24 protein-coding genes and 1 tRNA gene are annotated in these 20,196 nt (G+C 72.0%); 10 read left to right on the forward strand and 15 right to left on the reverse strand.

The annotated features are described in order from the left end of the window. Positions 1-20 precede the first annotated feature (20 nt). Complete coding sequence (locus BFV98_RS20370) at positions 21-215, forward strand: hypothetical protein (RefSeq protein WP_013289076.1); 195 nt, start codon at positions 21-23, stop codon at positions 213-215. Here BFV98_RS20370 and BFV98_RS20375 read toward each other — a convergent pair. Both BFV98_RS20375 and BFV98_RS20380 read right to left on the reverse strand, forming a co-directional pair. After that, positions 200-1,378 (reverse strand): glycosyltransferase family 4 protein, encoded by a 1,179-nt coding sequence (locus tag BFV98_RS20375; RefSeq protein ID WP_085983664.1) that lies wholly within the window; start codon positions 1,376-1,378, stop codon positions 200-202. The genes BFV98_RS20370 and BFV98_RS20375 overlap by 16 nt on opposite strands. A gap of 151 nt (positions 1,379-1,529) precedes the next feature. After that, on the reverse strand, positions 1,530-2,780 hold the full coding sequence (locus BFV98_RS20380; protein WP_071097444.1) for an acyltransferase: 1,251 nt from the start codon (positions 2,778-2,780) through the stop codon (positions 1,530-1,532). Between the two features lie 113 nt (positions 2,781-2,893). On the opposite strand from BFV98_RS20380, the gene BFV98_RS20385 reads away from it, so the two are divergent. The 3 genes from BFV98_RS20385 to BFV98_RS20395 all read left to right on the forward strand — a co-directional run bounded on the left by BFV98_RS20385 (position 2,894) and on the right by BFV98_RS20395 (position 6,693). Next, positions 2,894-4,051, forward strand: a complete 1,158-nt coding sequence (locus tag BFV98_RS20385) for a DUF3068 domain-containing protein (protein ID WP_013289073.1) — start codon at positions 2,894-2,896, stop codon at positions 4,049-4,051. A 393-nt stretch (positions 4,052-4,444) separates the two neighbouring features. Next, positions 4,445-5,068: a DUF6230 family protein gene (locus BFV98_RS20390; protein ID WP_013289072.1), complete on the forward strand. Its 624-nt coding sequence runs from the start codon at positions 4,445-4,447 to the stop codon at positions 5,066-5,068. 77 nt (positions 5,069-5,145) lie between these two features. Beyond that, the gene (locus tag BFV98_RS20395; RefSeq protein ID WP_071098950.1) at positions 5,146-6,693 is read left to right on the forward strand and encodes a DUF6114 domain-containing protein; all 1,548 of its coding nucleotides are present in this window, start codon (positions 5,146-5,148) and stop codon (positions 6,691-6,693) included. Between the two features lie 45 nt (positions 6,694-6,738). On the opposite strand, the gene BFV98_RS20400 is transcribed toward BFV98_RS20395, so the two are convergent. Then, the gene (locus BFV98_RS20400) at positions 6,739-8,409 is read right to left on the reverse strand and encodes a DUF885 domain-containing protein (RefSeq protein ID WP_030274951.1); all 1,671 of its coding nucleotides are present in this window, start codon (positions 8,407-8,409) and stop codon (positions 6,739-6,741) included. Between the two features lie 73 nt (positions 8,410-8,482). On the opposite strand from BFV98_RS20400, the gene BFV98_RS20405 reads away from it, so the two are divergent. Further along, positions 8,483-9,457 (forward strand): DMT family transporter, encoded by a 975-nt coding sequence (locus tag BFV98_RS20405; RefSeq protein WP_174361751.1) that lies wholly within the window; start codon positions 8,483-8,485, stop codon positions 9,455-9,457. Positions 9,458-9,460: 3 nt separating this feature from the next. On the opposite strand, the gene BFV98_RS20410 is transcribed toward BFV98_RS20405, so the two are convergent. Both BFV98_RS20410 and BFV98_RS20415 read right to left on the reverse strand, forming a co-directional pair. After that, positions 9,461-10,531: a PHP domain-containing protein gene (locus BFV98_RS20410; protein WP_030274952.1), complete on the reverse strand. Its 1,071-nt coding sequence runs from the start codon at positions 10,529-10,531 to the stop codon at positions 9,461-9,463. A gap of 57 nt (positions 10,532-10,588) precedes the next feature. Then, positions 10,589-11,329: a M23 family metallopeptidase gene (locus tag BFV98_RS20415; protein WP_071097446.1), complete on the reverse strand. Its 741-nt coding sequence runs from the start codon at positions 11,327-11,329 to the stop codon at positions 10,589-10,591. A 172-nt stretch (positions 11,330-11,501) separates the two neighbouring features. Between BFV98_RS20415 and BFV98_RS20420 the strand changes: the two genes are divergently transcribed. The 4 genes from BFV98_RS20420 to BFV98_RS20430 all read left to right on the forward strand — a co-directional run bounded on the left by BFV98_RS20420 (position 11,502) and on the right by BFV98_RS20430 (position 13,304). Further along, entirely contained in the window at positions 11,502-11,798 is a 297-nt protein-coding gene (locus BFV98_RS20420) for a hypothetical protein (protein ID WP_013289066.1), read from the forward strand. A 72-nt stretch (positions 11,799-11,870) separates the two neighbouring features. Next, positions 11,871-12,041, forward strand: a complete 171-nt coding sequence (locus tag BFV98_RS32315) for a hypothetical protein (RefSeq protein ID WP_018786529.1) — start codon at positions 11,871-11,873, stop codon at positions 12,039-12,041. Positions 12,042-12,163: 122 nt separating this feature from the next. Continuing rightward, the gene (locus BFV98_RS20425) at positions 12,164-12,688 is read left to right on the forward strand and encodes a tRNA adenosine deaminase-associated protein (RefSeq protein ID WP_013474946.1); all 525 of its coding nucleotides are present in this window, start codon (positions 12,164-12,166) and stop codon (positions 12,686-12,688) included. Between the two features lie 148 nt (positions 12,689-12,836). Further along, positions 12,837-13,304: a nucleoside deaminase gene (locus BFV98_RS20430; protein ID WP_030274955.1), complete on the forward strand. Its 468-nt coding sequence runs from the start codon at positions 12,837-12,839 to the stop codon at positions 13,302-13,304. Between the two features lie 10 nt (positions 13,305-13,314). On the opposite strand, the gene BFV98_RS20435 is transcribed toward BFV98_RS20430, so the two are convergent. From BFV98_RS20435 to deoD, 3 genes are all read right to left on the reverse strand, one after another. Continuing rightward, entirely contained in the window at positions 13,315-13,782 is a 468-nt protein-coding gene (locus BFV98_RS20435) for a thioesterase family protein (RefSeq protein WP_013289063.1), read from the reverse strand. After that, the gene (locus tag BFV98_RS20440; protein WP_030274957.1) at positions 13,779-14,417 is read right to left on the reverse strand and encodes a TetR/AcrR family transcriptional regulator; all 639 of its coding nucleotides are present in this window, start codon (positions 14,415-14,417) and stop codon (positions 13,779-13,781) included. Before BFV98_RS20440 ends, BFV98_RS20435 begins: the two co-directional genes overlap by 4 nt. A gap of 112 nt (positions 14,418-14,529) precedes the next feature. Beyond that, positions 14,530-15,237, reverse strand: coding sequence for a purine-nucleoside phosphorylase (gene deoD / locus BFV98_RS20445; RefSeq protein WP_013289061.1), 708 nt, complete (start codon positions 15,235-15,237; stop codon positions 14,530-14,532). Between the two features lie 75 nt (positions 15,238-15,312). On the opposite strand from deoD, the gene BFV98_RS20450 reads away from it, so the two are divergent. Further along, a tRNA-Ser gene (locus tag BFV98_RS20450) sits at positions 15,313-15,399 on the forward strand. Between the two features lie 86 nt (positions 15,400-15,485). On the opposite strand, the gene BFV98_RS20455 is transcribed toward BFV98_RS20450, so the two are convergent. From BFV98_RS20455 to BFV98_RS20485, 7 genes are all read right to left on the reverse strand, one after another. Continuing rightward, entirely contained in the window at positions 15,486-16,715 is a 1,230-nt protein-coding gene (locus BFV98_RS20455) for a tyrosine-type recombinase/integrase (RefSeq protein ID WP_071097447.1), read from the reverse strand. Positions 16,716-16,731: 16 nt separating this feature from the next. Continuing rightward, positions 16,732-16,941 carry a helix-turn-helix domain-containing protein gene (locus BFV98_RS20460; protein WP_071097449.1) on the reverse strand — a complete coding sequence of 70 codons (210 nt, stop codon included), beginning with the start codon at positions 16,939-16,941 and terminating at the stop codon, positions 16,732-16,734. A gap of 216 nt (positions 16,942-17,157) precedes the next feature. Continuing rightward, positions 17,158-18,471, reverse strand: a complete 1,314-nt coding sequence (locus tag BFV98_RS20465) for a DUF3631 domain-containing protein (RefSeq protein ID WP_071097451.1) — start codon at positions 18,469-18,471, stop codon at positions 17,158-17,160. After that, complete coding sequence (locus BFV98_RS20470) at positions 18,468-19,358, reverse strand: bifunctional DNA primase/polymerase (RefSeq protein ID WP_071097452.1); 891 nt, start codon at positions 19,356-19,358, stop codon at positions 18,468-18,470. Before BFV98_RS20470 ends, BFV98_RS20465 begins: the two co-directional genes overlap by 4 nt. Beyond that, complete coding sequence (locus tag BFV98_RS20475) at positions 19,351-19,623, reverse strand: hypothetical protein (protein WP_071097454.1); 273 nt, start codon at positions 19,621-19,623, stop codon at positions 19,351-19,353. The genes BFV98_RS20470 and BFV98_RS20475 overlap by 8 nt, the downstream gene beginning before the upstream one ends. Then, entirely contained in the window at positions 19,620-19,919 is a 300-nt protein-coding gene (locus BFV98_RS20480; protein WP_071097456.1) for a hypothetical protein, read from the reverse strand. The genes BFV98_RS20475 and BFV98_RS20480 overlap by 4 nt, the downstream gene beginning before the upstream one ends. Then, positions 19,916-20,164 (reverse strand): hypothetical protein, encoded by a 249-nt coding sequence (locus BFV98_RS20485; protein WP_071097458.1) that lies wholly within the window; start codon positions 20,162-20,164, stop codon positions 19,916-19,918. Before BFV98_RS20485 ends, BFV98_RS20480 begins: the two co-directional genes overlap by 4 nt. Positions 20,165-20,196 lie beyond the last annotated feature (32 nt).

Here is a 20,196-nt window from a genome sequence, read left to right on the forward strand (position 1 = left end):
CTCACCACTGGAGGAATGGCATGCGTAGAGCTCTAACCCTTGTCGTGTCCGGCCTGGTGGCGGCGTTGCTCGGGGTCCTGGCCCTCGGCGGGCTCTCCGCCGCCGCGACCGCCACGGCGGAGGAGGCCGCAACCGAGGCGCGTAACGCCTCGGAGGCGGCCAAGCGGGCCGGGAAGCAGGACCCGTACGCCCCCGAGGTCTACGGCAACAGGTAGGACGGATCGCCCCGCCGCTGCACCCGGCGGGGCGAGTCCGCGGTCTCCAGCAGGGTCGCGAAGCGTTCCCCCGCCACCGGCCAGGTGAAGTTCGCCGCGTGCCGCCGGGCCTGAGCGCCCATCTCCTGACGCATCTCGTCGTCGTGCAGCAGCGCGCGCACCTTCGCCAGGTAGTCGTCGATGTCGTCGGCCAGCAGGCCGGTGCGCCCGTCGACCACCGCCTCCGCGACGCCGCCCGCCTCCCGGAACGCAACTGTCGGCGTGCCCGCCGCGCCGGCCTCCACGATCGTCAGCCCCCAGCCCTCCTTGAGCGACGGCGTCAGAGCGACCCAGGCCGAGGCCAGCAGCGCGGCCTTCTCCTCCTCCGTCACGAAGCCCCGGAAGTCGACCCGGTCGGTGATGTCCAACTCGTCGGCGACCTCGCGCAGGTGCGACTCCCACCAGCCCTGACCGGCCACCACCAGCCGGAGCTGGGGCAGCTCGTCGGCGAGCGCCGCGACCGCCCGCAGCGCCACCTCCACCCGCTTGTGCGGCACCAGCCGGTTCAGCGTCACGAGCAGCGGGAACGGTGCGCGCCCGGCGTCGGTGCGGGGCAGCTCCGGCGTGCCGTTGTAGACCACCGAGACCTGCTCCGGCGGTACGCCGAGGGTGGCGAGTTCGCGCCGGGTCGCCTCGGACACGGTGACGTACCGGCACCGCCGGTAGACGCGTACCGCCAGCGACGACTCGACCCACCAGCCGAACCGGGCGGCCCACTGCGGCAGGACCACCGGCCACTGCTCGCGGTGCACGTGGTGGATCAGCTTGACCACCGGACGCCGGGCCCAGAGCGGGGAGAGGAACGGCAGGCCGTTGCAGACGTCGACGAGGATGTCCGGCCGGCCGCCCCGGCGCGCGGCGAGCGGGCCGAGGCCGAACGCCCCGGCCAGGTAGCAGAGCGCGGCCCAGAGGTAGACGGTGTGCCGGCCGCCGCGACGGACGAACCGGATGCCCTCGTCGTTGACCTCGTCGGCGGGAGCCTCACGGTGCGCGGCACAGAACAGGGTGGCGCGGAATCCGCGCGCCACCAGCTCGGCGGCGATCCGTTCCACGTACACCTCGGAACCGCCGCCCTCGGGGTTGCGAGTGTCTCGCCAGTTGAGGAACAGCACGTGTCCGGGCATGCCGAAGCGACGCTCCACGCGAACCCTACTCTCAAGTAATTTAGCGGTGCGCGTCACATTAAGGGCTGGGCCTGCGCCCGGCAATGCCCCGAGCGGCGGCGTTGAGCCGCCGGGCGTCGTCGGATGACGCTCGGTGTTCGGCTGGTGACCGCTAGGCGGGTGCCGCGACGTCCGGCGTGGTGGCCGGGACGTCCGGCGTGGTGGCCGGGACGGCCGGTGCCCCCGCCGCCGGTCCGCGCCCGGTCGGCCGGCGGCGGCTCTGCGTGCCGAGCGTCTGGAGAGGGCGCTCGACGCCGTAGTAGCTGGCCGCGGCGTACATCAGTCCGAAGACCATGGTCAGGGCGAAGACGTTGACGAACTCGCCGGTGAACAGCGGCCGGTCCTCGAGCAGGTAGATCAGCTCGATGACCAGCGGGTGCCACAGGAACAGCCCGTACGACACGTGGCCCATCCACCGCGCCGACCCGGTGCTGAAGACCTCCTTCGCCCGGGTCGGGCCGCCGAACGCCACCGGGACCGTGATCAGGACGGCGATCAGGAGGTAGAGCGCCATCTTGGTGCCGAACTCGACGGCGGTCGGGCTGGTCAGGTCGCGCGGGCCGGCGATCGGCGTCGTCGCGATCGCCATCACCGCGACCGCGGCACCCCAGCAGGCGAGCGGCGCCGAGGCGAGGTCGTCGAGCACGCGGAAGGCGGCCGGCGCGGTGCCGGTACGCAGGGCCACGTGCGCCGCGGCCAGCGCCATGCCACCGCCGAACCAGGCGCCGTACGAGGGGAACCACATGGTGTGCAGCGCGCCGTCGAGCCAGCCGGCGCCCATCATGGCGACCCACGCGACGGTCAGCAGCGCGCCGGAGGAGGCGAGCAGGACGGTGCGGACGGGACGCCAGGTCCGGCCCACGGCGAGCACCGCGAGCAGCGGCAGGAGCAGGTAGAAGACGACCTCGGTGGCGAGGCTCCAGGTCTGGCTGAGCCCGTGGCGGAGCTGGCCCGGGCCGTAGATCTGGGTGAGCGTGAGGTGGCGCAGCCAGTCACCGGCCGACACCGGGTGGTTGCCGGGCAGGACGACGAAACAGACCACCACCGCCAGCCAGTACGCGGGCAGGATCCGCAGCGCCCGGCGCCAGAAGTACCGCTTGGCGCGGGGCCGTGGGCGCCCGGTGGCGACGGTGAGCGCCCACGGGCGGAACAGCAGGAAGCCGGAGAGCACGAAGAAGATCGCCACGCCCACGTCCAGGCGCGCCAACCAGCCGCCCCACGTGGTGTTCATGGTGACGGCGGTCTGGAAGCCGACGTGGTGACCGACGACCGCCACCGCGCCTATCGCTCGCAGCGCGTCGAGGGCGGGAAGACGGCCCGTTACCGGTGGCTCCGGGATTGTTGGCGTGGTGGCTGTGGACATCTGGACATCCAGGGGGTCGCTTTTGCAGGTGACTGGGGAGTAACCTCCCGCCAATGCTAAGGATCGGGTGCCCCGGACGACAGACCGTAGGGCGGCAGGTTACAGGAGGATGAGTGAAGCTTCGCGTGGGCGCCGCGCTCTTCGGGCTAGGTGTCTTGTTGCTGGTCTTCGCGGCCGGGCTGCCGTTCTACGTGGCCCCCGCCGTGACCAAGCTGCCCTATGACCTGGAACCAACGACGTCCGTCGCGGAGGCGAAGGGCGCGAAGTTCCTACAGATCAAGTCCGAAGCCGGCGGCGTGAGCATCGACGTGCCGCAGGCCGACCTCGTGTCCAGCGTCGAGGTCATCCCGCAGCCGGAGGACACGAAGGACCGCTTGCCCAAGGAGCTGAAGGGCGACGCGGTCATCTGGAACGTCTTCCAGACGGTCAAGCGCGGCGACAACCAGGATGTGATCAGCCAGTACAGCACGGAGCTGGCGCTGTACCGGATCTCCGGCGCGGCGGCGCCGTGGGACGAGCAGTGGCTCAACGAGTCCGGCGCGCAGCAGACCCCGGTCGGCAACGTGCGCTACTCCGGCCAGATCTACAAGTTCCCGTTCGGCACCGGCAAGCGTGACTACCAGGTGTTCGACCGTGACCTGAAGAAGACGGCCCCGGCGCGGTTCACCGGCACGGAGAAGATCAAGGGCGTCGAGACGTACCGCTTCGAGCAGCGGATCGAGAACGAGCCGCTGAACACCCCGGAGGACAGCGTCAAGACGCTGCTGGGCAAGTTCGCGCCCGGCGCGACCAGCGGCCAGGTCGTCTACAGCAACACCCGTACGCTCTGGGTCGACCCGGTGACCGGCGCCTACGTCAAGGTCCGCGAGCAGCAGTACAAGGAGCTGCGCCCGGACACCGGCGCCCCGACCGTGCTGCTGGACGCGGACTTCAACTACAACGACGCCACGATCAGCCGCAGCGTCGAGACGGTGAAGGACAACCGTTTCAAGATCGGCCTGATCAGTGTCTGGGGTCCGATCATCGCCGGCGTGCTCGGCCTGATCGCCCTGATCGCGGGCGTGTGGCTGGTGACCCGGCCCAAGGGTGACGGCAGCGCCCGGCACCGCGCGGACGCGCCGACCTCCGACCCGACGCCCACCCGCGTGGACCAGGAGCCCGTGGGTGGCCCGCTCGACGACGAGATCCCGCCGGCGTCGACGAACTGGCGGTCCGACGATCCGTCGGTGCCGGCCCAGCGTTCGGGCGCCGGTGAGGTGGAGCGCCGCTGACCGGTACGCCGGAAGCACGACGGAGGGGTGGGCCGCGATGCGGCCCACCCCTCCGTCGTCAACATCTCCCATGCGGGCGAACCTACTTTACATTCGTTACTCGATTGTAACGGCGAGATGTCCGGTGACTTTCCGTCGCGTTCACCGTCATCTATGCCCGGTTTGCCGCGACATTTCGCCCTCCACGCCCTGCCTGGGCAGGGATTTCGTGACGCCTGGTCACCTTTCTGTCTCACCCCGGTGTTACCGCCGGGTAATCAGGGGGTTGTGAGCTGCACCGCATCGGGTGCACGATCAGGCTCGATCGTTACCCGTCGGTAACAGAGGACGGGCCCGGCGCGGGCCACCGGTTCCCCACCGGCCGCCGCGCACATTCGTTCGAGGAGGAACCCCGTGCAGAATCGGCTCGACAACCAGGGTCGTACCCGGTGGCGGCGGTTCGCCGCCATGATCGTGCCCACCACGGCCGCCGCCGGTGCCATCCTGTTCGGCATGTCGACCGGCGCCATCGCCTCCGACATCACCGTGTCCGGGCAGACGTTCAAGATCGGCGCCGACCGCCTGGAGGGTGAGGGCTTCAAGCAGTACGGCGGCATCGTCCGCGAGAAGGGCGAGGACGGGAAGGCCGGCGCGACCCGCCCGGTCGCGATGGCCGAGATCAGCAGCGCCGAGCTGTACAAGCTCTGCCAGTCCGTCCGCGCCGACCTGCCCGGCCTGCCGGTGGTGCTCACCATCAACGCCGGTGAGGGCAAGGACCCCGCCCGGGCCAAGGACCTCGTGATCGCGATGGACTCGCTCGAGGGCAACGCGACCTTCACCAACATCAAGATCGGACGCGACGCCAGCGACCTCAACCCGACGGCGCAGCGCGGCTCGTTCGGCCAGAACTCCGACCGGGTGACCATCCGTGACCTGAAGCAGGTGTCCCGCTACACCACTTCCTCGACGTTCAACCTGGTCGGGCTGCGGCTCAAGGTCAACGTGGGCGACGACGCCAAGGGCAAGGAGTGCTTCTGAGCTGAGCACGGCCCGCGGTGGCCGACCACCGCGGGCCCGCCCGATCGTTCCCGTCCCCGCTCCGCCAGGAGGAGTACGTGACAACCGTCGACCCGTCCCACGCCCGGCTCGGCACCGCGGCCCGGGCATGGCGTACCTTCCGCCGCTGGCAGCGGAGCCGGCCGTTCTGGGGCGGCCTGTTCATCATCCTGGCCGGGGTGGAGATGCTCGCCTCCACCCGGTTGACCCTCAACGGCCTGAGCTTCAGCAGCGGCGCCACCGGTCTGCTCTCGCTGCTGATCCCGGGCATCCTCGTGACCTGCGGGGTGCTGCTCTGGCTCAGCCCGCCGCAGCGGCTGTTCTACTCGATCGTCGCGGCGATCACGACCGTCTACTCCCTGATCGGGCTCAACCTCGGCGGCTTCTTCGTCGGTCTGCTGCTCGGCATCGTGGGCAGCGCGCTCGCGTTCGCCTGGGTGCCGACCCCTCCGGCCGGTCCCGCCGGTCCGGCCGCCGACGAGCGCGACGCCGAGGCGGACGCCGAACCCGGCACCGCTGTGGACGCCGAGCCCGGCACCGCCGCGGACGGGCAGCCCGTGGACACGCAGCCCGCGGACGAGCGGCCGACCGTCGAGGTGCCGGCCGGCGTACGGCCGGCCGTCGAGCAGCCGACTGCCGAGCGGCCGGGCGGGGAGCGGCCGGTCCCTCGGCAGTCGGTGAACGGGCAGGCGGCCGGATCCGACGGCGGCCCGCCGGAGTGGGCGGGGCGTTCGGCGGACCCGCGCGCCTTCGGCATCGTCCTCGTGGTGCTCGGCCTCGCCACCGCCGGCCTCGCCGTACAGCCGGGGGTGGTGCAGGCCGCCCCGAGCAAGCCCGCCGCCAGCGCCTGCCCGTCGAAGCCCGCCACGCCGACGCCCGGCGCGAGCGCGCCCACGGCGACGCCCACCCCGTCGCCGAGCGCGAGCCCGACGCGGGAGGGCAACATCATCACCGACTTCTTCGAGGGGATCGGTGACCTGTTCAAGGGCAGCAGCAAGAAGAGTGAGACGCCGTCGCCCACACCGACCGCGAGCGGGTCGGCGGCCCCGACGAGCAAGCCGGCGACCCGGCCCGGATCGACCGAGTGCCCGGCGCCGGGCAAGCCCGGCAAGGTGGACCCGGCGAAGCCCGGCAAAGTGGAACCCGGCAAGCCCCTGCCGCGTATCGCCGCCGACCCGAGCCTGCCGAAGGTGGGCCAGACGCCGTCGAAGCTCACCGGCTCCAAGGTGACCATGACCGGGCTGCGGTTCGAGGGGATCACCGACCTCCAGACCGAGCAGGGTGCGCTCAAGGTGCTGAAGTTCAGCATGAAGGAGGCGGTGACCGACGACTTCCTGCTGGTCGCCGACGGTCCCAGGGGCCGCACCCAGCGGTACGCGACCGACCGCCTCACGGTTCGCGACGACGTCGCGTTCTACTGCACCCGGTTCGTCGGCAAGCTCGCCGGTATCAAGCTGACGCTGACGCCGGACCTGCCGTTCCCGGACGGCCTGCCGGTCACGCTGCCCATCCCGGTGACGTTCACCGACCCGGTCATCGACCTGGCGTACGTCACCAGCAACACGCTCACCGGCCGGCCGACGTTGCGGCTGACGCTCGGCGCCTGACCCGGCGGGTGCCGGCGGGACTCACCGCCGGCACCCGCACCCGGTTCAGAGCCGGGCCAGCGCCTTGCGCAGCGGGTCCAGCCCCAGCGAGCCCAGGTCGAGCGCCTGGCGGTGGAACTCCTTGAGGTCGAAGTCGGCGCCCTTGCGGGCCTTCGCGTCCTCGCGGGCCTGCAACCAGATCCGCTCGCCCACCTTGTACGACGGGGCCTGCCCGGGCCAGCCCAGGTAGCGGTTCAGCTCGAAGCGCAGGTTCTCGTCCGGCACCCGGCAGTGCGCCCGCATGAACTCCCAGCCCAGCTCCGGCGTCCACCGCTCGCCCGGGTGGAAGCCGAACGGGTTGTCCCTCGGGATCTCCAGCTCCAGGTGCATGCCGATGTCCACGATGACCCGGGCCGCGCGCAGCGCCTGCCCGTCGAGCATGCCGAGCCGGTCACCCGGGTCGTCGAGGTAGCCCAGCTCGTCCATCAGCCGCTCGGAGTAGAGCGCCCAGCCCTCGCCGTGCCCGGAGACCCAGCACAGCAGCCGCTGCCAGCGGTTGAGCAGGTCGGCCCGGACGGCGGTCTGGGCGACCTGGAGGTGGTGACCCGGCACGCCCTCGTGGTAGACGGTGGTCACCTCCCGCCAGGTGGAGAAGTCGGTGATGCCCTGCGGCACCGCCCACCACATCCGTCCCGGCCGGGAGAAGTCCTCGCTCGGGCCGGTGTAGTAGATGGCGCCGTCGCTCGTCGGCGCGAGGCAGCACTCGATCCGGCGCACCTGCTCGGGGATGTCGAAGTGGGTGCCGTTCAGCTCGGTGACCGCCCTGTCGGCGAGCGCCTGCATCCAGTCCCGGAACGCCTCCTTGCCGCGTACCGTCCGCGCCGGGTCGGCGTCGAGCGCGCGTACCGCGTCGTCGACCGAGGCGCCGCGCCCGGCGATCCGCGCGGCCACCGCGCGCATCTCAGCCTCCAGCCGGGCCAGCTCGGCGAAACCCCAGGCGTACGTCTCGTCCAGATCGACCTTCGCGCCGAGGAAGTACTGCGAGGCCAGCTCGTAGCGCTCCCGCCCGGCGGCCTGCTTCTCCCTGCCCACCGGCGCCAGCTCGGTGCGCAGGAACTGCCCGAACTCGGCGGTGGCGGCGGTCGCTGCGGCGGCGCCCTTGCGCAGCTCCGCGCCGAGCGCGCCGTCGGCGTCGATCCGCTCGACCAGCCCGTGGAAGAAGTTGTCGCCCTCCGGGTCGACCCAGACGTCGCACTGCTTGGCGACCTCGACGAGCTGCACCCGCGAGCTGACCCGTCCCGCCGCGGCGGCCTCGCGCAGCGTGCGCTTGTAGCCGTCCAGCGCGGACGCGAAGCGGTTGAGCCGTGCGGCCACGTTCGCCCGGGCCTGTTCGCCGTCGGTCGGCATGAGGTCGAAGACCATCCGGATCTCGTGCAGCCCGCTCGCGATCACGTTGACCTCGCTGCCGGTCTCGCCCGCGTCGTAGCGGGCCAGCTCCAGGCCGAGGCGCTCCTGCATGGCCTCCTGGGCGGTCCGCTCCGCCTCGGTCTCCGCCTCGGTCACGTCGAGTTCGCCGAGCGTGCGGCGGGCCAGGTCGGCGCGCGCCGCGTAACCCTCGGGCGACAGGTCGTCGAGCTGGTCGTCGTAGCCGGCGATGCCGACGTAGGTGGCGCCGGTCGGGCTCAGCGGGGCCCACTCGGCCACGTACCGGTTGGCGAGGTCATCGATTCGTCCCACGAGGCGACCCTACGTGACCCCGCATCCGGAATACCGCGCGACTTCGTCGTACCTCTGCGGCAGAGTGTCAGGGGTGAACGTCGAGATCACTCCTGACCGCGCGCCGGCGCGGAGCTGGCTGCCCGGGTTCGTCGCGCTCGCCGCCATCTGGGGTTCCAGCTTCCTGTTCATCAAGGTCGGTGTCACCGAGCTGCACCCCGTGCACCTCACCCTCTACCGGGTGGCCACCGGTGCGCTGACGCTGCTCGTGGTGCTTGCCGTGCTGCGCGACCGGCTGCCCCGCGACCCCCGGGTCTGGGCGCACATGCTCGTGGTGGCCGCGTTCGGCGTCGCGGTGCCGTTCACGCTGTTCGGCTACGGCGAGCAGCGGGTCGAGTCGATGCTCGCGGGCATCTGGAACGCCACCACGCCGCTGATCGTGCTGCCGCTGGCGGTGCTGGTGTTCCGCACCGAGCGGCTGACCGTCCGGCGTGCGGTCGGGCTGGGGCTGGGCTTCGCCGGCGTGCTCGTGGTGCTCGGCGTCTGGGAGGGCGTGGGCGGCGCCCACTTCGTCGGCCAGCTCATGTGCTTCGGCGCGGCGGCCTGCTACGGGCTGGCGATCCCGTACCAGAAGAAGTTCGTCGCGGGCAGCGCGTACTCCGGGCTGTCGCTGTCGGCCGCCCAGCTGCTGGTGGCGACCGCGCAGCTCGCGCTCGTCGCGCCGTTCGTCGGCACGCCGCCGTCGCCGACCGGCCTCTCCCCGCGCGTGATCGCGAGCGTGCTGGCGCTCGGCGCGCTCGGCACCGGGCTCGCCTTCGTGATCAACATGCGCAACATCCGGCTGGCCGGGGCGAGCACGGCGTCCACCGTGACGTACCTGATCCCGGTGTTCGCGGTGCTCGTCGGCGCGGTGGTGCTCGGCGAGCGGATGAACTGGCACCAGCCGGTCGGCGCGTTCGTGGTGCTCGTCGGCGTGGCGGTCGCCCAGGGCCTGTTCGGGCGGCGTCGCCCACGCCCGGAGGCGGTGGCGCCCGCAGTCCGCGCCGCCGAGCCGGCCACCCGGGGCTGACGTTCAGCTACGGCCGGTCGTCCACTTCACCAGGCGGTCGGCCGTCCAGGTGTTCACCACCCGCTTCGCCGGTACGCCGCACAGCGCGGCACGCTCGCAGCCGAAGCGCTGCCAGTCGAGCTGGCCCGGCGCGTGCGCGTCGGTGTCGATGGCGAACCGGCACCCGGCCTCCAGCGCGAGGCGGATCAGCCGCTTCGGCGGGTCCTGCCGCTCCGGCCGGGAGTTGATCTCGACGGCCACGTCGTGCTCGGCACAGGCGGCGAAGACGGCGTCCGCGTCGAACTCGCTCTCCTTGCGGGTACGCGCCCGGTGCCCCCGGTCGCCCGGCCCGGTCACCCCGGCGGGCCGGGAGGAGACCATCCGGCCGGTGCAGTGGCCGAGGATGTCCAGGTGCGGGTTCGCGATCGCGGTCAGCATCCGGCGGGTCATCTTCGCCCGGTCGTCGTTGAGGCCGCTGTGCACCGAGCCGACCACCACGTCGAGGCGCGCCAGCAGGTCCTCGTCCTGGTCGAGTGAGCCGTCGGCGAGGATGTCCACCTCGATGCCGGTGAGGAGGCGGAAGCCCTTCGGCAGCGCCTCGTTGACGGCGGCGACGCGGTCGAGCTGCTTGCGCAGCCGCTCCGCGGTCAGGCCCCGGGCCACAGTCAGCCGCGGCGAGTGGTCGGTGAGCACCATGTACTCGTGGCCCAGCTCGACCGCCGCCAGCGCCATCTCCTCGATCGGTGAGCCGCCGTCGGACCAGTCCGAGTGGGTGTGGCAGTCGCCGCGCAGCGCGTCCCGCAGCTTCGCCGCCGCCTCGTCCAGGTCGGTGCCCTCGGTCGCCAGCAGGCGGCGCAGATAGACCGGCTCCTCGCCGGCCAGCGACTCGGCCACGCAGCGGGCGGTGACGTCACCGACGCCGGACAGCTCGGTCAGCTTGCCGGTGCGGGCCCGCTCGGCCACCTCGGCGGCGGGCAGCGCGCCGAGCGTCTTCGCCGCCGACCGGAACGCCCGGACCCGGTACGTGGCCTCGTTCGCCCGTTCCAGCAGGAACGCGATCCGGCGCAGGTCGGCGAGGGGATCCCGGGCACTCATGTCCTGGAACCTACGCGCATACGCCGTCCGCCGCGTGGCCCCGCAACCGCGAGTCGGTCAGCCGCTGCGGGTGGACCGGCCGGGCGAAGCCGGGCAGCCGTGCTTGCGCTGCCAGGCGGTGACCTCGGCGACCGGCGAGCGGTTGCCGCCCTTGCGCCACGAGTTCAGGTACGGCGCCGGCCAGACCACGCCCCGGCGGATCCACCAGTCGTCCGCGCCCGTGCATTTCGGGGAGAGCCCGAAGTGCAGGTGGCAGACGTTGTTGGCGTTCCCCGTACGGCCCACCTCGCCGAGCTGCTGCCCGGCACGCACCCGTACCCCGGCGTCGACACCCGCAGTGATCGCGCTCAGGTGCGAGCCGTAGTAGCGCACCCCGTCGTCGCCGAGCAGCGAGACGGAGAGCCCACCGTTGTCCGGGCCCAGCGGCCCGCGCTTGTCGAACCGGTCGACGCGGCTCACCTCCAGCACGACGCCGTCGGTCACCGCCACCACCGGTTCCCCGCAGTCGGCGAACACGTCGGTGCCCGGGTAGCCGCCGTGCGTCGGGTGGTAGTCGACGTTGCCGGCCCGTACCGGGAAGACCCGCTTCGCGTCGGTGCGCGCCGGCGACGGCGCGGCGGACGAGGAGGCGACCGGCGGGGCCGGGTCGGCGGGCTGCGCCGCCGTCGCGATCGGACTCGGTTCCTGCCACCTGTCGGCGCGCCCGGTAGGGGCGCCGCACCCGGCGACGAGCGCCGCGACGAGCAGCAGGACCGGGTACGCCGGCCGCGCGCGGCGTCCGATCGATGGCGAGCGCATCCGGTCATCCTGACAGACCACTACCGTAGGGACGAAAGCCGAACGCGGGACGGACGGTCCGGGAAAGGGGGCGGCGGTGACGCACGGGTGGCACGGCGGACCCGAGGGGACCGGTCCGGGGGCGTTCCCGCCACCACGTACGCCCTCGGGGCTGTTCCCGTCGAGCACGTCGATGCGGCCCAGCTACCGCGAGCCGTACCCGATCACCGGCGCCGGCGTCGCTGTCGGTGCGCTGGTCGCGTTCGCCTGGTTGCTGTTGTTCGGGCTGGTCGGCGGCGGCGTCGCCGGTTACGCCTGGTGGACGCTGCTGGCCGGCGGCCTGGCCTGGCTGGCCGCCGCGGTGCTGGTCCGCCACGGCGACCGGGGGGTGGCGACGGGCGTAGCGATCGTCACCGCGGGTGGCTGGAGCATCGCCGCAGCGATAGTCGCGATGCGGTGGGCGCAGACCGGGGACTGGCCGCTCTGGTGACCTTCGGTGCCGGTTTCGCTGCGTAGCGAAGGCCACCTTGACGTACGCCTGAGGACGGTCCACGCTCGCGGTATGGCCTGGACCACACCGCCGCGGCTCGACCCCGATCGGAGCCGCCGACGCCTGCAACTCCTCGCCGAGTTGGCCGGTGCCCGTGCGGTACAGCAGCGCCAGCGGCCGCAGCGGGCCCGCACCGAGCGGCTGCGCCAACTCATCGCCACCCGCCGGCGCGTCGTCGGCTGACCGGCTTTCTCTTCAGGAACGGCCGGCCCATACGGGGCGTTGACCGCTCGCCTGCCGACCCGACCGGTTAACGTGCATCGCGTGACGTGTCGGCGTGCTGCCGAGGCTGATTTGGGGGGACCGTGTCGTACTTCGCTGCTGCCGTGGCGCGCGTCGACGGCGGCTGGACCGCCGGTGAGGTGAGCCTGCGGGGCGTCACCGACATCGAGGAGGTCGCCGACCGGCTGCGCGACGTCGAGCCGGACGCCGACCTCTCGCTGCTGTTCGTCGAGGCCGACGACACGTACCTGGTCATCCTGCGCCTGGACGAGGGGGAGGACCTGCGGGTCTTCGGCTCGGACTCGGCGTACGCGGAGGAGTCCCGGCTGGGCGCGCTGCTCGTCGGCGACCTGAAGACCTCGGTGACTGGGCTGGAGGAGGTCGACGAGCCGCGCGCCTCCGGCGGCGACGACGACACCGAGCAACCCGCTGTCGACCCGGAGGCCGACCCGGTCGGTGACGCCGACCTCCTCGCCGACCTGGGCATCCCGGCGCAGAAGCTGCTGGCGCTCTGCGCGCACGAGGGCTCCATGCCGGCCGACGTGACAGCCGAGATCTGCCAGGTGCTCGGCTGCGCGGACGAGGTCGAGGAGCTGCGTGAGGTCTGAGCCCGGGGAGTCCCTGACGCCCGGCGCCGCCGAACCGGCCGACGCGACAGATCCGGCGCTGGAGACCGTACGCCCGGGGCAGCCTACCCCCGGCCGGGCCGGGCGCGTCGGTCCGGGCGCCGACGAGGCGCTCGCCGACCCGGGCGCGATCGGCCGCCGGCAGCGGCACGAGCTGTGGATGCGCCGGGCCCTGGAGGTCGCGGTGACCGGCCCGGACGATGCGACCCCCGACGCCGACGACGTGCCGGTCGGCGCGGTGCTCTACGGACCCGACGGCGCCGAGCTGGCGATCGGACGCAACGAGCGGGAGCTGACCGGCGACCCGACCGCGCACGCCGAGGTGCTGGCGTTGCGCCGGGCCGCGCAGCGGCTGGGCCGCTGGCGGCTGGACGACTGCACGCTCGTGGTGACGCTGGAACCGTGCACCATGTGCGCCGGGGCGATCGCGCTGGCCCGCGTCTCGACAGTGGTGTTCGGCGCCTGGGAACCCAAGACGGGCGCGGTCGGGTCGCTCTGGGACGTGCTGCGCGACCGCCGCGTCACGCATCGCCCCGAGGTGTACGGCGGCGTACTGGAACGCGAGAGCGCGACGTTGCTGCGCGCCTTCTTCCGCTGACCGCCAGGTCTCAGGCGTCGGCCGGGGCGGGGCGCAGCAGCGTCGCGGCGACCGCTCGGCCGACCTCGGTCCAGGCGGTCGGGCGCAGCGTGGCCGGGTCCAGCCGGACGATCGACCGGGTGCCGGTGGCGTGCACGGTCGCGCCGTCCACCGAGCGGAACTCGAAGGCGTAGCGGGCGCTGCTGGTGCCGAAGTGTTCGAGCCAGAAGTGCACAGCCACCGTGCCGACGCCGACGACCGGCGCCTGGTAGGTGATGGTGAACTCACGGACCGCGTGGAACACGTCGGGGGTGGCGTGCACGTCGCCCCGGAAGGCGACGCCGCGCTCGGCCCAGTAGGGAGTCAGGGCGCGTTCCAGCAGCACGGCGTAGCGGGCGTTGTGCAGGATGCCCATGGCGTCGAGGTCGTCGAAGTGCACCGGCACGTGCTCGACGTGCCCGAACTCGGCGACCTGCCGGTCAGCGGTGGCGTGGCTCATGACTGGCCTTCCGGTAGCAGGGTCGGATCCGGGCAGAGCGCCCGCAGCCGGGTCAGCAGGCCCTGGCGGGCGTGCCGGTAGGTGGCGTCCGGGTCGAGCAGCCGGGACCGCATCACCGCGCTGATCCCCAGCGCGTCGATCTCGTACGCGAGCAGCGGCACGTCCAGGTCGGCGGGAAGCTCGCCGAGGTCGACCGCCTCCTGCACGAGGCGCTCCAGCAGTGCGGTCCACCTGGCGAACGCCTCGGCGAGCCGGTCCCGGACCGGGCCGGGGCGGGCGTTGTACTCGAACTCGGTGTTGGCGAAGAAGCAGCCGCCGGGCAGCACCCGGGCGGCGTAGAAGTCGATCCGGGCCTCGTGCAGCGCGCGCAGCCGGCGTACGCCTCGTGGCGCGCTCAGAGCGGGGGTGACGATCCGTTCCTGCCACTGCGCCACGGCCCGGTCGACTGTGGCGAGTTGCAGTGCCTCCTTGGAGCGCCAGTGCGCGAAGAGGCCGGACTTGCTCACCTCCAGCCGGTCGGCGAGCTGGGCCAGGGACAGACCGTGCAGGCCGACCTCGGTCGCCAGCGCCACGGCGGTGTCCAGCACCGCGGTGCGGGTGCGGTCGCCGCGGGCGACGCGGCCGTCGGAGGTCATGCGATCAGCCTAGGGGAAACAAGCACGACCGGTCGTATTTATTTTTGTGACCCGGGTAACGCGCAACCGCCCCGCCACCGAGCGGTGACGGGGCGGCCCTGGATCGATCAGGTCAGGCGATGATGGTGTCCAGCGCGATCTCGACCATCTGGCCGAACGTCTGCTCACGCTCCTGCGACGTGGTCTTCTCGCCGGTCTTGATGTGATCGCTGACGGTCAGGATGGTCAGCGCGCGGGCCTTGAAGCGCGCCGCGATCGTGTAGAGCGCCGCCGACTCCATCTCCACCGCCAGCACGCCGTAGTCGGCCAGCCTGTCGTACAGGTCGGGCCGGTCCGTGTAGAAGGCGTCCGCCGCCAGGATCGGCCCCACCCGCATGCTGATGCCGCGCCGCTCGGCCACCTCGACCGAGGTACGCAGCAGCCCGAAGTCGGCCACCGGGGCGTAGTCGATCAGCCCGTCGAAGCGCATCCGGTTCATGTTCGAGTCGGTGGACGAGCCGATCGCCGCCACCACGTCCCGCAGTTGCAGATCCTCGGTCAGGGCACCGCAGGAGCCGACCCGGATCAGCGACTTCACGCCGTACTCGTTTACCAGCTCGTGGGCGTAGATCGAGGCGGACGGCATGCCCATGCCGGAGCCCTGGACGGACACGTCGACACCGTTCCACCGGCCGGTGAAGCCCAGCATGCCGCGCACCGTCGTGTAGCAGCGGGCCCCCTCCAGGTAGGTCTCCGCGATCCACTTGGCCCGCAGCGGGTCGCCCGGCATCAGGACCCGCTCGGCGATCTCTCCCGGCTCAGCGCCGATGTGCGTACTCATGGCAAAGATCCTGCCAGGCCGGGCCGAGGGATACCGGTTCGGCGTCCAAGCCGGCGGTCCTGTACCCTCGTCGGCGGTGGCGTGTCCGAGTGGCCTAAGGAGCACGCCTCGAAAGCGTGTGAGGGTTTACGCCCTCCGCGGGTTCAAATCCCGCCGCCACCGCTCGTGAACAGCGAGAACGCCCGGTCGATCCGTGAGGATCGGCCGGGCGCTCCGCTTGTGGTCTCAGTTTCGGTCTCAGTTGCTGCTCAAGAGGTCGATTTCGGGTCCTCTGTCGGGGTGTCCCACAGCAGCCCTCCGACGCGCTGGGCGATGTCCCGGCGCACCTGAGCGGTGAGGTGTTGGTACCGGGCCGCCATTGCCGAGTTCGACCAGCCCATGATTCCCATCACCGCCCGTTCGGCCACCCCGAGGATCAGTAACACCGTGGCGGCGGTGTGCCGGGCATCGTGCAGCCGGCCGTCCCGCAGCCCGGCGAGCTTGAGCAGCCGCTTCCATTCGTCGTAGTCGGTGCGTGGGTTGACCGGGCCGCCGGTCGGGGTGGCGAACAGCCAGTCGCCGTCCTCCCAGAGTTGGGCGGCGGTGGCGCGCTCCTGGTCCTGCTCGTCGCGGTGCTTGCGGAGCAGCGCCACCAGCTCATCCGGGAGACCGATGCTGCGTCGACCGGCCCGAGACTTGGTTTCAGCGGTGTCGGCCCGCACCTGGCGGCGGTCGGGACAGTGCCCGCCGTGCTTTCGGCCGCACGGCGAGCGGCACCCGTGCTCCCACCGCGGCCGCTGTCGGCCGCGTCGCACCGTCAGCGTCCCGGCGTCCAGGTCGACATCCGACCAGCGCAGGCCGAGCGCCTCCCCTTGGCGCAGGCCGAGGGCGAGCGCGATCGCCCACCGCGCGCTGTTGCGCCGGCCACGGGTTGCGGCCATCAACCGCTGTACCTCGGACACCGTGTACGGCTCAATCTCGATCTCGGGCAGTCGTGGTGCTTTGGCGAGGGCGGCCGGGTTCTTGACGAGGTGCCCCCGGCGCACCGCCTCATTGAGCGCCGTGCGGATCGTGCGGTGTGCCTGGTGAGCGGTCGCCGGGGCGCTGCCGTTCTCCTGCATCCGACGGTAGAAGCGCTCCAGGTGCTCGGGCTCCAGGCGCTCGATGCGATGGGCGCCGAGACCGGGGATGAGGTGCCGGTAGACAGCCACCCGGTAGCCGGCGAGGGTGTTCTCTCGCACGATCGGGGCAGCGATGTTCTCTACCCAGTGAGTGAGCCAGGTCTTCACCGTCCAGCGCTGGCCGACCTTGCGGACAGTGCCGCTGTCCCGCTCGCGCTCCAGGAGCCGAACCTTCTTGATGACGGCGGCTTCGGTCTTTCCGCGGACGTGGCGGCGGTCCGGCGATCCGTCGTCCTTCACGCCGACGGTGACCCGGCCGTGCCAGGAACCGTCTGCGCCAAGGTAGATGCTGGATGCGCCGTTTGGCTTGCGTCCCATTGGCTGGCTCCTCTCGTCAGGCGGCGTGGTCTAGTTGGGTCGGTTCGGCGAGCAGGTTCCGCACGTACTCGTCCAGGCAGAAGGTCGGCACGCGGCGGAGGCGGCCGATGGTGACGGTGCGGATCTGGCCGGTTTTGATGAGTGCGTACATGGTGGTGCGGCCGATGCCGAGTCGTTGGGCGGCTTCTTCGATGGTCAGGACGACGCGGTTTTCTGGCGTGGGCACGGCTTCTCCCCGTTGTTCCGGTGGGTTGAGAGCGCCGGTGGTGGGCGTTCTCGTCGGGCGAGGGTGAGTGGCTAGGTAAGGCAGGCGGATCGATGGCAGTCGTTAGAACGGCCCGCTGAGAGCGCCGTAGAGGCAAGATCTCCGGCGGCCCGGTGTAAGGCGTTGGGGGCAACCGTCTGCGTGGCTCTCAGCGGGTCGTTTCTGCGGCTCGGTTCGTCACTGGCGATATGAGGTGACCCGTGGCCGGGGGGTATCCGTACCATCCGTACCAAGCTCGTTTTTCCTGCTCAGATGCGGTACGGATTGGTGTGCTGGTACGGATTGATGCGTACCAGGGACGCGGTTGGGCGGGGTTCGTGGTACGGATTGATCCGTACCAGTGAGGGAATCCGTCCCGGGGATGAGCTGCGGAAACGAGGTTGGGACGCTTGGTACGGATGGTCCGGCGGTGGGTGCTGGGCAGTAGCGGTTCCATGCGTCGGTGAAGGCGTCTCGGGTGTAGCCCTTGGCTTGTCCGACGGGGAATCGGATGGTGGTCGAGGTGATGCCGAACTCGCGGAGCAGGTCGCCGAGGCGCTTGCCGGTCAGCCCGGTCGGTCCGAATCCTGCCCAGGGGGCTTCTTCGTCGCCGTTGAGCGCGGTGAGTAGGTCGTGGGTGGAAGCCGCGGGCGGGTCGCCGAGCACGGTGAAGGCGGTGCGCACGTCGGCGAGCAGCCGCACGCGGGTGGAGACGTTGCCGGACTCGTCGGCTTCGGCGGTCAGGATGGTGACGGCCTGGCGGGCGCGCTGCGGCCAGGTGCCACCGGCGAGGTCGGCGACCGCGACGAGGGGTTCCCAGGTGTCGGCGGCGCGGTCTTCGACCGGCATCGGTGGTTCGGCGGCTTCGAGGGTGGAGAGGTGCGCGCCGAGCCACTGTCCGAGGCGTTGCGCGATCGCTTTCAGCGCTGGGCCGTCGCGGCGGTGCCGGTAGGGGGCGACGGTCTCGCCGGGGGCGCGGCGGCGCATGCGCACGACAACGGCGCGGTCTTCGATGGTGTCGGGCATCGCGCCGATGCCAGCGAGAGCGGCCATGGCGAAGGTGGGGATCTTCTCCAGGCGTTGGGTGCCGGCGTCCCACCGGATTGCGGGTCGGTTGCGTTGGTGGCCGGCGTTGAGCAGGCCGCGTAGGTCTTCGTTCGCGTCGGCGTTCTTCCCGCCGAAGATGGTGTCGGCTTCATCCACGAGCAGGGTGGGTGGGTTGTCGCTGCCGATGGCGCGGTAGACGGCGGCGGGGGATGCGTTGACGGTGATGAGTGGGTTGTGGCAGCAGCCTTCCACCACGTCGAGCAGCCGCGATTTTCCGCAGCGCTTCTCGGGTGCCCGGATCACGAGGCGGGGTGCGTGCGCCCACGCGGGTTGGGCGTGGGTGGCGGCGATCCACAGCGCCACCGCGTCGATGGCCTCGGCGCTGGGCAGGATGACGTAGCGGGTCAGGCAGGCGTGCAGGGCGTCGAGGATGGCTGCCCCGTCGACGGGCTCGGTGGTGGTCATGCGGCGACTCCTTCGTCTCGGAAGCCGCCACGGATGGCGGCGCGGATATCGCGGTCGGTTTGCTCCGCTTGGTGGCCGGCGTTGGTGAGGGCGGTGATGGCGTCGGCGGGGTCGATGGCTCCGGCGGCGACCATGCGGGCGACGCCTCGGGCTGCGCCGTAGAGGGTGGTGCGGCGGGTGCCCTCGGCGGCTGAGGTCACCCGGTCGAGCAGGGCGGCTAGGAGCCGGTCGGGGTGGGAGATGCCCCCCGCCTCACGCAGCCGGGTCGGTCCGGTCACGGCCGGGACGGGTGGTGTCGGCGGTCGGGTGCATGCCGTGAGCAGGGCGGGGGGCATCTCTCTCACGGTCTGGCCGGACACCCACCGGTACGGGCGGCCGGTACGCGGATGTATAGACGGCGGCAGCACCACGTAGCCGCCGTCGGCTTTCACGTCGATCCCCGGGCCGAGCCCTTGACCGGGCTTGCCCTGGCTGCACGGCACCCGTCCGCCGGGATGCCGGTAGTACAGGTGCAGCCCGCCCGACCCGGTAAGCACCCGCGCGGTGGGCGGGGTGAGACCGGCACCGATCAGCCGGGCCAGGGTGTCCGCACCGCCGTGGGTGGGGTCTACGTCGACCACCACCAGCCCGGCGGCTGTGCCGGTGCGGAGGGCGAGTTGCCCGCGCGGGACGGCGGCGACGATCGCGGCGACCCTTGTGGGGTCGGTGGTGGCGGCGTAGAAGCCGTGGCAGGTGAGGCAGCGGCAGGCTTCCTGATCGTGGGTGGGGTCCTGGTCTGCGTTGGGGCAGGCGGGGCAGTTGGCGACGGGCCGTTTCGACCGGCCGAGCATGAACACGGGCCACCCGTGGGCGGCGTAGCGCAGGGCGGCGGTGAGCAGGTCAGGCAACGGGCCTCTCCCTTCGGGTGGTGCGGCGGGCGCGGGTGGCGGCCAGGTCGACCACCGCCCCGCCCGCCGGGTCGGGCTGCTGGTGGGTGCGTTCGTGGCGCTCCTGTGCGCAGGCGGCGCAGTTACGCCGCAGGAGGTAGACCGGCCGACCGCTCTGGGCGTCGGCGGCGGCCAGCGTTCGCCCGCAGATGTGCGGGTAGGGCTCGGCGTCGGTGACCGGTCGGCCGAGGATCGTGGACGCGGCGAGCCACCGCCTGCCGGTCACCGCGCGGCCCGCCTCGGCCGAGGCCGCGCGGTGATCGCAGCGCGCGTGACGGCCTGGCGCAGGTCGCCGAGCAGCCCCACCAACTGGCGGCGGGCGGCCAGCTCGCCCGGGGCGAGCGCCACGCGGACGCGCACTTCGGCGTGTTCCCGCCCGGTGGTGGTCCGTACCCGGACGAGGACGGCGCGGGCGTGGCCGGGGATGTCGACCACGATTTCGGGTGAGCGGTGTTCGCCGAGGCCGCATCGGTGGTCCCGTCCGCACCACGGGGTGTGGTCGTCGGGGCGGCGGCGGTTCATCGGTGGGCCTCGGCGCGCAGCCGGTGGAGGACGTTGTAGACGCGCCGTCCGAGGCGCAGTCGCATGCCTCGGTCGCAGCGGCGGCAGGCGCGGGGCCGGTGCAGGAAGCGGGTGGTGGTGCGGCCGGTGCCGGCGCACCGCTGGCAGGTTTTGAAGGGGATGACCCAGCACAGCCCGGCGTAACCGAGCGTGATCAGGGCGAGGATGGCGGCGGTGCCGCTAGCGAGGGTGAGCAGGGGGTCCACAAGTGCCTCCCGGGCCGGTTTTCGGGTGTGAG

The sequence above is a fragment of the Micromonospora sp. WMMB235 genome (assembly GCF_001855515.1).
Classification (GTDB): Bacteria; Actinomycetota; Actinomycetes; order Mycobacteriales; family Micromonosporaceae; genus Micromonospora; species Micromonospora aurantiaca.

Coding starts and splice junctions, on each gene's coding strand:
- BFV98_RS20370 (WP_013289076.1), top strand. CDS start 21: ATGCGTAGAGCTCTAACCCTTGTCGTGTCCGGCCTGGTGGCGGCGTTG.
- BFV98_RS20375 (WP_085983664.1), bottom strand. CDS start 1,378: ATGCCCGGACACGTGCTGTTCCTCAACTGGCGAGACACTCGCAACCCC.
- BFV98_RS20380 (WP_071097444.1), bottom strand. CDS start 2,780: ATGTCCACAGCCACCACGCCAACAATCCCGGAGCCACCGGTAACGGGC.
- BFV98_RS20410 (WP_030274952.1), bottom strand. CDS start 10,531: ATGAGTGCCCGGGATCCCCTCGCCGACCTGCGCCGGATCGCGTTCCTG.
- BFV98_RS20415 (WP_071097446.1), bottom strand. CDS start 11,329: ATGCGCTCGCCATCGATCGGACGCCGCGCGCGGCCGGCGTACCCGGTC.
- BFV98_RS20420 (WP_013289066.1), top strand. CDS start 11,502: ATGCGGCCCAGCTACCGCGAGCCGTACCCGATCACCGGCGCCGGCGTC.
- BFV98_RS32315 (WP_018786529.1), top strand. CDS start 11,871: ATGGCCTGGACCACACCGCCGCGGCTCGACCCCGATCGGAGCCGCCGA.
- BFV98_RS20435 (WP_013289063.1), bottom strand. CDS start 13,782: ATGAGCCACGCCACCGCTGACCGGCAGGTCGCCGAGTTCGGGCACGTC.
- BFV98_RS20440 (WP_030274957.1), bottom strand. CDS start 14,417: ATGACCTCCGACGGCCGCGTCGCCCGCGGCGACCGCACCCGCACCGCG.
- deoD (WP_013289061.1), bottom strand. CDS start 15,237: ATGAGTACGCACATCGGCGCTGAGCCGGGAGAGATCGCCGAGCGGGTC.
- BFV98_RS20455 (WP_071097447.1), bottom strand. CDS start 16,715: ATGGGACGCAAGCCAAACGGCGCATCCAGCATCTACCTTGGCGCAGAC.
- BFV98_RS20465 (WP_071097451.1), bottom strand. CDS start 18,471: ATGACCACCACCGAGCCCGTCGACGGGGCAGCCATCCTCGACGCCCTG.
- BFV98_RS20480 (WP_071097456.1), bottom strand. CDS start 19,919: ATGAACCGCCGCCGCCCCGACGACCACACCCCGTGGTGCGGACGGGAC.